The organism is Peribacillus psychrosaccharolyticus ATCC 23296 (assembly GCF_000305495.1).
Classification (GTDB): Bacteria; Bacillota; Bacilli; order Bacillales; family DSM-1321; genus Peribacillus; species Peribacillus psychrosaccharolyticus.
Genome location: NZ_AJTN02000230.1, coordinates 65,965 through 80,034, shown reverse-complemented (window position 1 = coordinate 80,034; position 14,070 = coordinate 65,965). Strand labels below are relative to the sequence as shown.

14 protein-coding genes are annotated in these 14,070 nt (G+C 39.0%); 3 read left to right on the top strand and 11 right to left on the bottom strand.

Annotated elements, in window-relative coordinates; translation table 11 throughout:
- Window positions 1-20 precede the first annotated feature (20 nt).
- From WYK_RS18100 to WYK_RS24155, 3 genes are all read right to left on the bottom strand, one after another.
- On the bottom strand, window positions 21-503 hold the full coding sequence (locus WYK_RS18100) for a tetratricopeptide repeat protein (protein ID WP_174391526.1): 483 nt from the start codon (window positions 501-503) through the stop codon (window positions 21-23).
- A 9-nt stretch (window positions 504-512) separates the two neighbouring features.
- Complete coding sequence (locus WYK_RS24160) at window positions 513-920, bottom strand: GNAT family N-acetyltransferase (protein ID WP_152526503.1); 408 nt, start codon at window positions 918-920, stop codon at window positions 513-515.
- Window positions 921-1,045: 125 nt separating this feature from the next.
- Window positions 1,046-1,315 carry a hypothetical protein gene (locus WYK_RS24155; protein ID WP_081704951.1) on the bottom strand — a complete coding sequence of 90 codons (270 nt, stop codon included), beginning with the start codon at window positions 1,313-1,315 and terminating at the stop codon, window positions 1,046-1,048.
- An 87-nt stretch (window positions 1,316-1,402) separates the two neighbouring features.
- On the opposite strand from WYK_RS24155, the gene WYK_RS18090 reads away from it, so the two are divergent.
- Window positions 1,403-2,473: a glycosyltransferase gene (locus tag WYK_RS18090; protein WP_040375859.1), complete on the top strand. Its 1,071-nt coding sequence runs from the start codon at window positions 1,403-1,405 to the stop codon at window positions 2,471-2,473.
- A gap of 41 nt (window positions 2,474-2,514) precedes the next feature.
- Here WYK_RS18090 and WYK_RS18085 read toward each other — a convergent pair whose 3' ends face one another.
- From WYK_RS18085 to WYK_RS18060, 6 genes are all read right to left on the bottom strand, one after another.
- Window positions 2,515-3,474, bottom strand: a complete 960-nt coding sequence (locus WYK_RS18085) for an LCP family protein (protein ID WP_040375858.1) — start codon at window positions 3,472-3,474, stop codon at window positions 2,515-2,517.
- A gap of 127 nt (window positions 3,475-3,601) precedes the next feature.
- Window positions 3,602-4,318: a 3-ketoacyl-ACP reductase gene (locus WYK_RS18080; protein ID WP_040375857.1), complete on the bottom strand. Its 717-nt coding sequence runs from the start codon at window positions 4,316-4,318 to the stop codon at window positions 3,602-3,604.
- 91 nt (window positions 4,319-4,409) lie between these two features.
- Window positions 4,410-5,009, bottom strand: coding sequence for a response regulator transcription factor (locus tag WYK_RS18075; protein ID WP_040375856.1), 600 nt, complete (start codon window positions 5,007-5,009; stop codon window positions 4,410-4,412).
- Window positions 5,010-5,020: 11 nt separating this feature from the next.
- Window positions 5,021-6,148, bottom strand: a complete 1,128-nt coding sequence (locus WYK_RS18070; RefSeq protein WP_040375855.1) for a sensor histidine kinase — start codon at window positions 6,146-6,148, stop codon at window positions 5,021-5,023.
- 417 nt (window positions 6,149-6,565) lie between these two features.
- The gene (desA, locus tag WYK_RS18065) at window positions 6,566-7,621 is read right to left on the bottom strand and encodes a Delta(5) desaturase DesA (protein ID WP_040375854.1); all 1,056 of its coding nucleotides are present in this window, start codon (window positions 7,619-7,621) and stop codon (window positions 6,566-6,568) included.
- Between the two features lie 668 nt (window positions 7,622-8,289).
- Window positions 8,290-8,859 (bottom strand): nitroreductase family protein, encoded by a 570-nt coding sequence (locus WYK_RS18060; protein WP_040375853.1) that lies wholly within the window; start codon window positions 8,857-8,859, stop codon window positions 8,290-8,292.
- A gap of 196 nt (window positions 8,860-9,055) precedes the next feature.
- Here WYK_RS18060 and WYK_RS18055 point away from each other — a divergent pair, with 196 nt between their 5' ends.
- Complete coding sequence (locus WYK_RS18055; protein WP_040375852.1) at window positions 9,056-10,603, top strand: phosphodiester glycosidase family protein; 1,548 nt, start codon at window positions 9,056-9,058, stop codon at window positions 10,601-10,603.
- Window positions 10,604-10,643: 40 nt separating this feature from the next.
- Here WYK_RS18055 and WYK_RS18050 read toward each other — a convergent pair whose 3' ends face one another.
- Together WYK_RS18050 and WYK_RS18045 are read right to left on the bottom strand one after the other, a co-directional pair.
- The gene (locus WYK_RS18050; RefSeq protein ID WP_040375851.1) at window positions 10,644-11,897 is read right to left on the bottom strand and encodes a cytochrome P450; all 1,254 of its coding nucleotides are present in this window, start codon (window positions 11,895-11,897) and stop codon (window positions 10,644-10,646) included.
- A 244-nt stretch (window positions 11,898-12,141) separates the two neighbouring features.
- Window positions 12,142-12,756 (bottom strand): PH domain-containing protein, encoded by a 615-nt coding sequence (locus WYK_RS18045; RefSeq protein WP_040375850.1) that lies wholly within the window; start codon window positions 12,754-12,756, stop codon window positions 12,142-12,144.
- A 242-nt stretch (window positions 12,757-12,998) separates the two neighbouring features.
- Between WYK_RS18045 and WYK_RS18040 the strand changes: the two genes are divergently transcribed.
- Complete coding sequence (locus WYK_RS18040) at window positions 12,999-14,003, top strand: aldo/keto reductase (protein WP_040375849.1); 1,005 nt, start codon at window positions 12,999-13,001, stop codon at window positions 14,001-14,003.
- Window positions 14,004-14,070: the final 67 nt, after the last annotated feature.

Below are 14,070 nucleotides of genomic sequence, written 5' to 3'. Positions count from 1 at the left end.
GTATTTCCTCCAAGTCTCATTTACTCCCAGACAATCTCTAATTTATCTGCATAAAAGCTTAATGCCTTTCGATATCGTTTTATTTCCTCATCATTGGTTGTATCTACTAACTGGTTAATCAGAATCTCCATTGCCTGATGATGTACGTTACTATTAAAAAGTGTAAGTGCATAAAACACATGAATGGCCCGATTATCCGGAAATAGTTTAAGTGCCTTCTCCAGTGTCTCTTTCGAGTTCGCATACTCTCCAATTGCTCGGTATGTACTTCCAAGTCCCAAAAAAGCTGCTTGAAAGTCTTGGTTGGGTAAGCCAAGCTCAATTGCTTTTTGATAATATGGAACAGCTTGTCGTTCCATTCCTCTAACGTCAAAACTCCAGGCGCATTGGTAAGCAATCTCTGCATCCTCGGGATATGTCTCTGCCAATTCGATCAGCATTTCGTTTGATTTCACGTAATTCTGCTGCTTTCTCAGTTCTATTGCCTCTGTCAACTTATTCATAATCTCCTCCTATCTTTGAACCCAAATAGCTTTAGTATAGGCAATATTCATTCCTGCTCGCTGCATATTTCGCTGACTGGCAGAGCCAAATTGGGCTTGTCCAATTATGTAATGACACCCAAGACTGCTTGCTAGTTTAAAACGCTCTGCAAGCAACGCGCGTTGGACTCCTCTATTCCGAGCCTCAGGGACAGTTACTGCCGCTGCTAAATCCGCACATTTACCATTTGTATATAACACAGCAACTCCGGCCAACTCCCCCTCTACCATGGCTGCCAAAACCCTCCAGTTCTTCAGACCATTAAGAACCTGATTATTCCTTGCAATATCCTCCTTAAGAAAGGAAGGCATGCCAAATCCCCGAACGTAAATGTCACCAAAACTGTCAAACTCGTGATCTTCCAATTTCCGAATCATTATCGTTTCGGGAACAGCAGCTTGGTTCGCGTTTGTCGAGCCATACAAAAGCGTATGAAAGTTCGACTGATAAAAACCTCTTTCTGTTAAAGAGGTACACACTTCCGATGACGTGTTTGTCGGTGTTAATTCAAATCGGCAAGGGATCTCTTTTCTTTAAAAAAATCAAGGATATGATCCAGAAAAGGAATAGCCTCCGTACTCAAACCCTTTACCGTATTAAAAGCAGGACCAGGTATATGTTTAACAGAGAAAGCACGAGCACCGCCAAAATCGCGAATATCAACACACATAGAGTTATCTTTAATACTTTGAACAGCCATAAGCCTTGATGTCAGTGAATCAATTTCTGCTTTTTCAAATTTCAATGCCAAATCCTTTGTAAGAACACACATGATCTCTTCCTCCCGATTATTTTTATCGTTCAGACTCACACCTTCTAACAAACCTTAATATGTTAAATGAGAGGTGATTGGATACAAATGAATACCATTAGCTTATGTATGATTGTTAAAAATGAGGAGCAGTCATTACCTAAATGCTTAGAATCTGTTAAAGATGTCGTGGACGAAATCATTATAATTGATACCGGCTCAACAGACCGGACTAAAGAATTAGCCAAAACATTTACCGACAAAATTTATGATTTCGAATGGATTAATGATTTTGGGGCAGCTCGTAACTATTCCTTTTCTAAGGCCACAAAAGATTTCATCCTGTGGCTCGATGCTGATGATGTATTTACCGATGAAAACCGAGAAAAACTGCGAACGCTGAAAAAGACACTGTCCTTAGATATTGATGCTGTTTCTATGCTCTATCACCTGACGTTCAATGAAGATGGAAGTCCAAGCTTTAGTTCTAGGCGAAATAGGTTAGTTAAACGCGAAAATAATTTTAAATGGATTGGTTTTGTTCATGAATATCTTGAGGTAGCAGGAAACATCATTCCCTCCGATATCGCCGTAGTCCACCAAAAGGAGCGTCATGCCAGCAATCGGAATCTTCTTATTTATGAAAAAGCATTAGAGTCAGGGCAACCTTTTTCACCAAGAGACAAATATTATTATGCAAATGAATGTAATGACAATCGAAAATATGAAAAGGCAATTTATTGGTATCAATACTTTTTAGAGGAGGGTCTAGGGTGGTCTGAAGATAATATTCAGGCATGTGGAAAATTAGCTGATTGTTATCTTAATCTCAAAAGGTATCCCGAAGCAATGGACATCTGTCAAAAAAGCTTTCTCTATGATGCACCAAGAGGAGAAATTTGCTGCAGATTGGGCTTTTTGTACTTAGAGCAAAATGATTTGGTAAAAGCTATTTCATGGTATAAGCTGGCAACTGTCGTAGAAATACCAGAAAAAAGTCCTTTTATCAACCGTTCATGTTACACATGGCTCCCGAATTTACAGCTCTGCTTATGTTACTCAAGACTTGGACATCAGGAAATTGCCAGGAGTTATAACGAAAAAGCAGCCGAATTTCTCCCGAACAATTCACAAATACAGTATAACCAAGAATTCTTCAAACGGTATTTTGGGGAATAACTACAGCCCCGCCATAAATTAAAAGGTTACGGCGGGGAATCTTACTTTCCTAAAAAATCTTGTAAAGCGGCTTTGTTTTTTTCTATATCTAAATCCAGGACAAGTCCTGCCCCTGGATATCGTTTGTCTTGATACGTTCCGTCTTGAGGAATTCTAAGCGTTTGAAGATTTCGATTTTCATTAGAAAGAAACGCAGTTCCGATTGATAATAATAAAGACCGTTCGATATTGGTGGAAATGTATGGTTGAATGGTTCCAATCATAGTCGGTAACTTCATTACCCCCTTAATACTAACCACTTCATTCGTCAGCTGTTTAATAACCTTCTGCTGACGTTCCACTCGTCCAAAGTCCCCTTCTGCATCATGACGATATCTAACATAACCGAGTAATTCTTTTCCGTGCAGTTCTTGTAAACCAGGCTTTAGTTTTACGCCAATATTTTTTGACATAGCTTTTTCTACATTAATTTCTATTCCATTAGGAAAAGCTGCATCAATCATCTTTGTAAATCCTTTAAAATCAATTAAGGCATAATATTGTAAATCAATAGCAAAATTCTCGTATATCGTCTGTCTCAGCAGTTCCGTCCCGCCATAAGTAAAGGCCGAGTTTAGTTTATGTTTTTTATATCCAGGTATTTCAACATAACTATCCCGCATAAGAGAGACAAGTTTAGACTTCTTCGTTTCTGGATCATACTGAGCAATCATAATGGTATCCGTCCGAGAAACCTCTTCACCTTCTCTAGCATCAACTCCCAGCAGAAGAACATTCACTTTCCCAAGAGGATTTTCAACTCCATTAAACTCAATTTCTTCCGTTGGAACAGCCGTATCTGTATCCGTTTCTGCTTTTTTTAAGGCCTGAGAATATTCATAATATAAATAGGAGGCTGCCCCCAGTAAAACAAGCAAGAAAACAAGAAACACAGATACTATAATCTTTCGTCTTTTACTTTTCCTTTTACCATTTTTAGAACTCTGTCTGCTGCCCGCCATATTTTCCGTCCTTTTCTATTTCAGCTCTTTCTACATAATCTATCAAATATATCCAATAAATACAATATGTGAAAAAAACACCCAAAAAAAAGACCTGTCAAAATGACAGGTCCATTCTTACTTGCTATTAGGGATTAGTTGACCATAAGCCCGCTGACTTCATAAGGATCCGAGGATGAAGTTTTAACTGTGCAACCATTACCTCAGCAAGATCTTCTGGCTGCATAACTTTATCTGGATTACCATCTGTCAGGTTCGTATCAATTGCTAAATCAGTAGCTACTGTACTTGGTGTTAAGGCGCTAACACGAATATTATGCTTCCTTACTTCGAGCATAAGCGATTCAGTTAATCCTAAAACACCAAATTTAGAAGCACTATACGCACTTGTAACAGGTGCTCCTTTTTGTCCAGCAGTTGAAGAAATATTAATTATATCTCCAGATTTCTGCTCAATCATCTCTGGTAAGACAGCTCTTGTTACATAATAGGTTCCCATTAGGTTTACCTGAACGATATTCTCAAATTCTTCTGGAGATAGTTCAAGAAAGCTGCCGAACTTTCCGATTCCTGCATTGTTAATCAGAATATCAATTGCTCCTAATTCCGCTTTAATCTGATCAACCGCTTCAATGACTTCAGCATTATTAGCAACGTTAGCCGCTGCAATGGCAACCTTTACGCCAAATGGCTTTAGTTCTGCCGCAACTTTTTCAAGATTTTCTATTGTCCGGCCAACAAGTCCAACATTAATGCCTTCTTTTGCAAAAGCGATAGCTGTTGCACGACCAATTCCCCGTCCAGCTCCTGTAATCAGTGCTGTTTTTCCTTGAATTTCTTGCATACGATCACTCCTTCTAATCTACTGTTTCTTAATGATAAGATTATATCCCTGCATGGAAAAGGATTCAATATTTCCGCCTTGAAGCATACGTCTATTTAAACCATCCCTTTTCCTGTGATCGTTTAATGGCTTCAATTCGGTTGCTTACATCTAGTTTATCAAGAATGATGGAAATATAATTACGAACCGTTCCATTGGTAAGATATAAATTACTGGCAATTTCCTTTGTGTTCTTTCCATCAGCTATCAGTTGGAGAACCTGCTTTTCCCGATCTGTTAGTGGATTAACCTCCTCGTAGGCAACATCCATCAACTCAGGTGCATATATTCTTCTTCCATTGATAATCATTCGAATTGAAGCCGCCAGCTCCTCACTCGGACTATCCTTTAATAAATACCCGCCTACTTCAGCTTTACGAGCACGTTCAAAATAACCTGAACGGGCAAAAGTTGTAAGAATTAGAACTTTACACGAACTATTCTTTAACGCTTCTGCCACATCGATGCCATTTTTTATCGGCATTTCAATATCCGTAATGCAAATATCTGGTTGATGCTCTCTTACCAACTCTAGAGCTTCTTCGCCATTTTTTGCTTTTCCGACCACTTCCATATCCTCCTCTAAATCAAGAAGTGCACCCATCGCTCCAAGCAGCATCTGCTGATCTTCCGCAATTACGATTCGAATCACATTTTCCCCTCCTATACTGTTCGAGATTGCATAATAACATTTGGAACCGTAATGTTAATCGTTGCACCATCCTGCGTTTGAATATCAAGATTTCCATTCACAAATTCCAAGCGCTCTTTCATTCCTAATAGTCCGTTTCCTTTCGTTAACTTGACCTTATTAGATAGCCCAACACCATTATCTACAATTTTCAAATGCACCTCTTTTGAAGATTGATTAATAATTAACGTACAACAAGACGCTTGGCTATGTTTCACAATATTGGTTACAGCTTCTTTCAAACACATGCTTAATACATTTTCGACCAATAAAGGCGTATTTTCTAAGTGAACATTCCCCTTCATTTGAAAATCAATGCTTGCTGCTTGTAAAATTTGTTTAACATGAATGACTTCTTCTTCTAGACGAGTCCCGCGCATGTCAGAAACCATCTCACGTACCTCTTTCAAGGCAGCTCTTGCCGTCTGTCGAATATCATTAATTTCATCTTGAGCAGCATCCACATTTCTCGAGAGCAGCTTACCCGCCAAGTCACTCTTTAACCCTATGAGTGAAAGCTTTTGACCAAGTGTATCATGAAGATCACGTGCAATCCTTTGACGCTCCTCAAGCTTGACCAATTCCGAAATACGCTTATTAACATCTTCTAATTTTTCTTCCAGTAACTCGTGTTTATTGCGATTGTATGTAGTAAAAGGCAGCAAAATCACCGCAAAAACACTAATCAGAATAAACGGAGACTGTGTAAAAAAAATCGGGTTTTTCGTTAGAAAACCAATATTAATCGTAACAATTACACTGACTAAATTGATCGAATACAACGTGAAAAAACCAATCTTATTACGAATATTCCCAATAAAGAAGGCTAAAAACAGCGAAAAGTAAATATATCCAAACAAACTAGTCATCGCAATACTAATTACGATCTGAAAGCTGACCCAAACATAAACCGGCCACCCCTTCGACACATAAGAAAGACCATATGAAGTAAAAAATAAAATGACTAATAAAATACCATAAATCGTTTCAAGTACCGAAGACGACTTAAAAATAAAATAAAAAGGAAGAATACAAAAAATCAGCCATACATAAGGACTCAGGCCCGTTCTCTTCGGAAAAATATGAAACCAATTTGCCATAATAACTCCCTTCAATAGTAACGAATAGATAACATATAGCCATCATGTTTATCAAACGGGGAATTTGAACGGAGGTATTCCTGTCTCAGAAACGCTTATTCCCGTGTGGTTATGAGGTAATCCCGTCTCGAATAGGCTTAATCCCGTCTGAGCAGGTGTTATTCCCGCCTCGTTGCATTAAAATACCCCAAAGGGTATAGTGATTTTTCCTTTGTGAGCTGAACGGGGGAATTCTGCTTTTCTTATTGTCTAGCTCTTCCCCCAACTCACTTTGGAAAAGATGAGTGCCCTCAAAAGGCAAAAAACGCCTTTCGGGTCCCTCCCTTTTTCCTTTGTGAGCTGAACGGGGGCTTCTGCTTTTCTTGTTTAAATTTATCAAAAAACCATTCAGGTGTAAATTGAATGGTTTTTGGGTGGTTATTTATTTTCTTGGATGTGCGAGGCTGTATTGTTTTGTCTCATCTCTGCTTTGGCTTCGCTGATCCTTGATTTGATTTCCTTGAAGCTGACGAATGTTTTATTTTCGCCATCCCATAAGCGGAAGCGAAGGGCTCTTAGACTTGAACTGATCGTTATGGTTGTTGCATCCTGAAGCGGCGGTGATGCTTCGTGAACTTTTTCAAGATTGTAGTTGGGTACTTTGGGACTTAGATGATGAACGTGATGGAAGCCAATATTTCCTGTAATCCATTGTAATACTTTTGGAAGTTTATAATAGGAACTGCCATCGATTGCGGCTTTGAGGTAATCCCACTGTTCTTCGTCCTCAAAGTACGAGTCTTCAAACTGGTGTTGAACATAAAACAACCAAATTCCAAGTGACCCTGCGATAAATACAATAGGCGCTTGAACTAATAGAAAGTCCTGCCATCCAATTGTCCAGGCTAATAATCCGTAAATTACAAGTACGGATAGGTTAATAAAATACGTGTTCATACGTTCTTTTCCTCTTGCACCTTTACGGTTTAAGCGATTACTTATTAAAAAGAGATAAAATGGTCCAATTCCAAACATGACGATTGGATTTCGATACATTCGATAGACAAGACGCTGCCAAAAAGAAGAAGCGATATATTCGTCAACGGTTAAGATCCAGATATCACCTGTTCCTCTTTTGTTCAAATTGCTGCTGGTAGCATGATGAATGGAATGCTCACGTTTCCACTTTTCATATGGAAAAAGGGTGATGATTCCAGAAATAGTACCCAAGACTTTATTCCATTTTTTACTTTTCAAGAACGATTGATGACAGCAATCATGGAAAATGATAAAGACCCTGATTACAAATCCTGCTGTAATGACGGCGCAAATAAGGGTCAACCAATAAGAAACAGCTAAACTTAGATACGCTGCATACCAAGATAAGAAAAAGGGTGGAATTGTATTGATTAATTGTTTGATACTATCTTTGATACTAGATCCTTCAAAAGGTGCAACCGTTTTTCTTAATGCCAATTGTTTTTGTTTACTCATGTCTTCCTCCTCAATCGCAAGTTCAGCTGGTGACTTCTTTTACCTTATATAACCTTAATATCCACATAAAGTTATATTGTGTAATTATTTTATTTTTTACTCTCAAAAATAACAAAAAAAATGTAGACAAACTCGGGTGGAAATCGAGTTTGTCTACAGTCTTCTTTTTATTTTTATAATGCGGTTGTTGATTTCCATTCCAGGCGTTTCGCTTTCCGCGGGCGGGCGGTGAGCCGCATCAATGCTTACGCTCCTGCGGGGTCTCACCTGTCCCGCTGTTCCCGCAGGAATCTTCACGCCAATACTTCAATCAACGGTCTTTCTAAATTTAATTTGGATTTTAGTCCGACGCTCAAATGGAACACGTGCTACCTAGAGCAGATTTAGAAGGAGGTCCATTCATATCGGGGGAATTTCGAAAAAAACTCTTTCCGACATATCAATTCGAACAGGAAGAATCAAAGATTATTCAAGTGATCCTGAAAGCAGATAGAATTAAAAGAGGGAAAACAGTACTATTAGAGACTTAGTTGCCTTGATAAGCAGGGAAAATTCCATGAAACGTGTTAAAATGCCAAAAGAGGTACGGAATGAACCATTCCGCACCTCTTTTGGCTACAAACTGAAATCCCGATTTTTACATCGGGATTTTTCGAAAAGTAAAGATATTAGTCAATCCATGTTGTAAACGAGTTTATATCTGGTTTGTTCGCTTCGCGCCGTTCCATATCTGGGTAGCCTAAGTAAACAAAAGCAAGAATTTCACCCTTCTCCGATAACCCGAAGAATTCAGCAACCTTTTTATGGTAGCAAATATTCCCTGTTCTCCACACAGCCCCTAATCCAAAAGAGTGGGCAGCAAGCAGCATATTTTGCACAGCACTATTTACCGCAGCATGTTCCTCAGCTAAAAGAACATTTTCCTTATCACTCGGCTCTACACCAACTGCAATGACTACTGGTGCTCTTAATGGATTTTTGCTTGATTTATCTACTTTGACTGCCAATTCATCTGCAGGCAATCCTTCATTTTCTGCATGTGTAATTTCTCCTAGAACCTTACCTAGCTTATTTCTTCCTTCACCCGTCATGACGAAAAAACGCCAAGGATTGGTCCGACGATGATTAGGTGCATGAATCCCAGCCGTTAAAATTTGTTCAATCATTTCAACTGGTACCTGATCAGGCTTAACCTTACCAATACTTCTTCTTGTTAAAATCGCTTCCATGGCTTCCATTCAATCTCCTCCAATATTTCTCAACTTTAATTCCCTTCATAGTACCACCTATATAAGCTGAGCAGAAAGTATTTCTATTTCATCTATTACAAATCTCAAGAAAAGGACAATCTATAGTAAAATATATCCTGTTTTTAATTCCCATTTAATGTTATTGTATGACAATAAATGACAAAAATCAAAGGGTGGTTACTTAGTGCAAAGAAATATACCTGTCTACCGGATTCTGATTTTTAGTTCCCTATTCTTACTGTTTTTTTATCCTTCTGATATTCATGCGAAAGGAACACAGGAAAGATATCAAAAAAATGAACTGCCGCTCGGAAATCCGAACTTAAATGAAAAATGGGTTATTCAAAAACTCTCACCAGGGTTAACTTATACGAAAATCGAACGAGGTCATGCATCTAATCAATATACGGTCGAAGTTGGTTTTTTTGACAATCAGGCGGCCGCTCAGGACCTGCTGCATAAACTAGCAAATAACGACTTCACCTTCTCCATTCTCCCTATTCAAAACGATCCATTCAATGACATTCCTGAAGACATTATCGGATATAGTGTCCGCTCAGGAAATTATACAAATGAAGCAGATGCTGAATTAATCAACAAACAGCTATCAGCAAAAGGTTTTTCAGGGAAGATTATTTATAATGGCTTTGATGGATCAAGTACTGAAACAACCGGTCCTTGGATGGTACATATTTTAGAAATTGAACAAAAAGCGGCAAGCCACTTACTTACTACATTAGCGAATGGACAAGTTAATGGAAAAGAAACAGTCTCAAGTATGGCTGCACGTTCAAATGCAATCGCTGCCATAAATGGAGGTTACTTCGTAACAAAAAATAGTGATGGAACACCTGGCGACCTAGCCGGCATTTCCATCATCAACGGTGAATTACTTAGTGAAAGCATAAATCACCGTTCAGGATTCAGTTTATCTGAACGAAAAACAGATGTTTCTGTATTATCTACTCAAGTACAAATAAAATCCTCTGATGGTTTTCAACGAGACGTGGATGGAATGAACCGCGTTAGTGGTTTGATTAGATCCTGCGGCAACCTGGCTAATCCTTTACCAACGCACGACGTAACCTGCCGTTCAGATAGTGAACTCATTCTTTATAAGCCGATTTTTGATACTGTCACTCCGGTAGGAAATGGTGTTGAGGTTGTTTTAAATGAACAAGGAGAGGTAATTGTGCAGGATGAGTTTCAAGGTCATATCATTCCTCGAAATGGATCAGTACTTAGTGGGACCGGAGAAGCGGCAGCGTGGCTGAGGACCCATGCTGCTGTTGGGATGAAAGTAATGACGCAGACACATATTCAGTCTGACCATCAAACTTTATCACTCACACCAAAGACTTCAGTCGTAAATGGCGGCCCGTTGCTGTTGAAAAACAATCAATTTTTCATCGACGCTGATCGAGAAGGCTTCAATTGGAGTCATGACTTCTTCTACCGTTTTGGAATTAATCGTAATCCGCGAACCCTAGCAGGAAGTAAACCAGATGGAACCATTCTTCTAGTCGCTGTAGATGGCCGAAATCCACAAATCAGTGTCGGACTCAGTTTCCAAGAGAGCGCCATGTTAATGAAATCACTCGGTGCAAAAGATGCACTCAATTTAGATGGCGGCGGTTCAACCACGATGGTCATTAATGGGAGCATCGTTAATCATCCTTCCGATTCAACTGGGGAACGACCTGTTGGAGATGCCCTTTTGTTTACTAACTAGATGAGAAAGAGACCACGAGGAAACTCGATGGTCTCTTTCATCAGCTTAATCGTTTCACGTGATTTATGATAAAACCACTTTTTGGCAAACTAGGGATGCGAATGAGGTTATATGTTAAATCTTGCTCAGGTACTTCATATGTGATCTGCTTAGTTAGAAATTCAAGACTTGCTTTCATTATGTTAATGGTTGCCCATTCACCGGCACAGCGATGTCCTCTGTCATAATCGCCGCCGCCTTGAGGAATAAAACTGAACGGACTTTCCTTCCAATCAGCAAATCGATCTGGCTGGAAATTTTCAGGATGGTCCCATATTGAAGGATCGTGATTGGTGCCATACAGGTCAAGCAAGACTAAAGTCCCTTTTTTAAATTCGTAATCGTTCCAGGTGAAACTTTCTTTTACCTTTGCACCCAAGAACGGAGCAAACGGATAATATCGCCGAACTTCTTGTACAAACATCAAACCATATCGTCCATGATCTGTTTTTAATTTTGTTTGAATATCTGGATTATCATGCAGCGCCAATGCTCCGAATGTTATAAACCTTCCTACCGCTATAATCGGACGCAAAATGTTGATTAATTCAACCGCTGCCGTTTGTGTATCCAATAACTTTCCATCTTGATTCTTATGAAAAGCAATAACAGCCGCTGCTGTTTCAGCGTTAGGTGTGATGCTTCCTTCACGGATTTGATCGATAATCCCCATTATCCATTCCTCAGAACGAATTCGAGCATTTTTCCCACGCTGATACCGCTCACCTACACCACCGATTGCGTCAATCATCTTCCCCATTTCAATTGCACGCTTTTCAACATCTTCTTCCTTTAGCGGCACACCAGCCCACTCAAAGGCAACTCGACACAGCACCTCCTCCGCTTCATCAAATAAGACAACTTTATCTCGCTGTTCCCAATCAGTGATTCTAGCATTCCATTGTCTTTTCGTAATCTGCGCAAGATCATGCAGCCGCTCGTGAGTCATAATCGACATAAACATTTGCTTACGATGCCGATGCTCCTCCCCATCAAGCAATTGAACACCACTCTCACCAAATAAAGACTTTTGTATCCGCTTCGGAACTACGCCCTTTCTTATAAACCGATCATTATCATAAAACAGCTTCGCCGCTTCCTCCCCGCAAATACTAATTGCTCGCTGACCCATTAACCGCGTTTCAAATATGTCCGATTTTAAGCGAATTCGGCGATTGGACATAAATTGGTACCCTTCAGCTAAAACAGAGATTGTATTATCAAGTACTCTCTCTTTCGGAATGTCAGAAACCATACGCTCAACTCCTAAGATTTAATATTAATAAGTACCCAGATAAGAATATAGTAAAACTTTCCTATTTAGTATGATCAAAATGGATCTGACTATCCTGAGAATCATCCGAAGAATACCTCACGGGGTATATATTTTCATTTAGACGGGATTATCACTAAAATACCGCTAATTTTTCCGCAAAATGGTGAAAATACCCCCTTACAAAAAAAAACCTTGCTGCAATGAGCAAGGCTTCCTTCGAAGATCAATTATTAATATACTTTTCGTAAACATCACCGAAATCTTTAACATGATACTGCTCACGGACAGACGAGAGCCAGGTAAAACCAAAGTCCGTTAATTCTCGGAATGTATCCGCCAATTTAGAATCATCTGTTCTAGAATTTTGGAGCACGAGAACAGCTTTGTCTAGACTGGTTGAGCCCATTTCCAGGTGAATATCATTTTCGTGAGTGATTTCCGAAATCCGTAGTAGTGATTTATATAAATCCTTCAACTGTTCAATTTGATCTTTTCTAACATCGATATCCATTTTTTCTTTACCAATCGTAAATTTAATCTCTACATCCATATCAATCTTTCCAGCTGTTTCAAGAAATACATCTGAAATTTTATACTGTGCATATGGATATCGCTTCAACGTCCGTTTTGAAGAAATTGCACTTTCCCCATCCACATGAATAATTGCTAGATTAGTAAAGCAATACTCATCTGCTTTCGTCTTAATCAAAAAATAAATCTTCTCATTATCTTCATGCATGACATAATCATCAGCATCTGTTTTATCATAATCAACTGGTTGAATAATTGTTCCGATATCGGATATTCCCAACGCATCTGCAGCCATTTTCTTAAACATACCCTCAACCCTCTCTTGGTAAATTATAACTATTTAGATTTTATCATATTGTTGATTTTATGTATAAATAATTTTAATCAATCGATTGATTAAGATCGTAAAAGCCTTGGTATGAAAGGAATTATATAATTTTAATCAATCAATTGATTAATACAAAAGAAGGGAAAGTGAAGAAAGAAACGAAGTATATTACCTATGCACTTATAAAGGTGTTGTCTAAGTAAAACATTGGAGGTGTTTCTATGGAATATGTAAAATTCGGTCATACTGGAATGGACGTTTCTCGTATCTGCTTGGGAGCTATGGGGTTTGGGGATACTGAAAAATGGCTCCACAAGTGGATTTTAGATGAAGAACATAGTCGTCCAATCATTAAAAAAGCTATCGAACTAGGTATTAATTTTTTTGATACTGCAAATATTTATTCTATCGGAGAAAGTGAGAAAATTTTAGGACGTGCATTGAAGGACTATACCAAACGCGACGATATCGTTCTTGCAACAAAAGTCCACCAAACGATGCGTCCCGATCGTCCTAACAGCGGTGGATTATCTCGAAAAGAAATTATGACCGAAATCGATCATAGTTTGGAGCGTTTGGGAACTGATTATGTTGATTTATACATTGTTCATCGCTGGGATTATCACACACCCATTGAAGAAACAATGGAAGCCCTCCATGATGTAGTGAAATCTGGGAAAGTTCGTTATCTTGGCGCGAGTGCTATGTATGCTTGGCAGTTTCAAAAAGCACAACGAATTGCAGAACGTAATGGCTGGACAAAATTTGTCTCCATGCAAAATCACTATAACATGATTTATCGTGAAGAAGAGCGTGAAATGATTCCTTTCTGTCGTGATGAAAAAATTGCGATTACACCTTACAGTCCACTTGCTTCAGGTCGCTTGACCCGTGACTGGTCAGAAAGTACTCATCGTTCTGAAACTGACACCATCCAACATTCAAAATATGATCATATGATGAATGCGGACCGCGGCATAGTAGAACGGTTAGCAGAAGTTGCAAACAACAAAGGGGTTACACGTGATAAAATTGCCTTAGCGTGGATTCTTAACAAGGGTGGGATTGTGGCTCCCATCATAGGTGCTCAAAAAGAAAGCCATCTTGAAAGTGCAGCAGCTGCTCTAGATATTCAGCTGTCATCTGATGAGATGCATTATTTAGAAGAGTTATATGTTCCCCACCCAATTGTCGGTGCTTTACCAGATCCGGGGTCCAATGCATAACATTCCAATTTAATTAATCGATTGATTAAGAACGCAAAACCTTACATACATATGACTTTTATAAATT

Excerpts from the sequence above, each read along its gene's own strand:
- WYK_RS18090 (WP_040375859.1), top strand. The coding sequence starts at position 1,403 with ATGAATACCATTAGCTTATGTATGATTGTTAAAAATGAGGAGCAGTCA.
- WYK_RS18050 (WP_040375851.1), bottom strand. The coding sequence starts at position 11,897 with ATGGTTTCTGACATTCCGAAAGAGAGAGTACTTGATAATACAATCTCT.
- WYK_RS18070 (WP_040375855.1), bottom strand. The coding sequence starts at position 6,148 with ATGGCAAATTGGTTTCATATTTTTCCGAAGAGAACGGGCCTGAGTCCT.
- WYK_RS18045 (WP_040375850.1), bottom strand. The coding sequence starts at position 12,756 with ATGTTTAAGAAAATGGCTGCAGATGCGTTGGGAATATCCGATATCGGA.
- desA (WP_040375854.1), bottom strand. The coding sequence starts at position 7,621 with ATGAGTAAACAAAAACAATTGGCATTAAGAAAAACGGTTGCACCTTTT.
- WYK_RS24155 (WP_081704951.1), bottom strand. The coding sequence starts at position 1,315 with ATGTGTGTTCTTACAAAGGATTTGGCATTGAAATTTGAAAAAGCAGAA.
- WYK_RS24160 (WP_152526503.1), bottom strand. The coding sequence starts at position 920 with ATGATTCGGAAATTGGAAGATCACGAGTTTGACAGTTTTGGTGACATT.
- WYK_RS18085 (WP_040375858.1), bottom strand. The coding sequence starts at position 3,474 with ATGGCGGGCAGCAGACAGAGTTCTAAAAATGGTAAAAGGAAAAGTAAA.
- WYK_RS18080 (WP_040375857.1), bottom strand. The coding sequence starts at position 4,318 with ATGCAAGAAATTCAAGGAAAAACAGCACTGATTACAGGAGCTGGACGG.
- WYK_RS18100 (WP_174391526.1), bottom strand. The coding sequence starts at position 503 with ATGAATAAGTTGACAGAGGCAATAGAACTGAGAAAGCAGCAGAATTAC.
- WYK_RS18040 (WP_040375849.1), top strand. The coding sequence starts at position 12,999 with ATGGAATATGTAAAATTCGGTCATACTGGAATGGACGTTTCTCGTATC.
- WYK_RS18060 (WP_040375853.1), bottom strand. The coding sequence starts at position 8,859 with ATGGAAGCCATGGAAGCGATTTTAACAAGAAGAAGTATTGGTAAGGTT.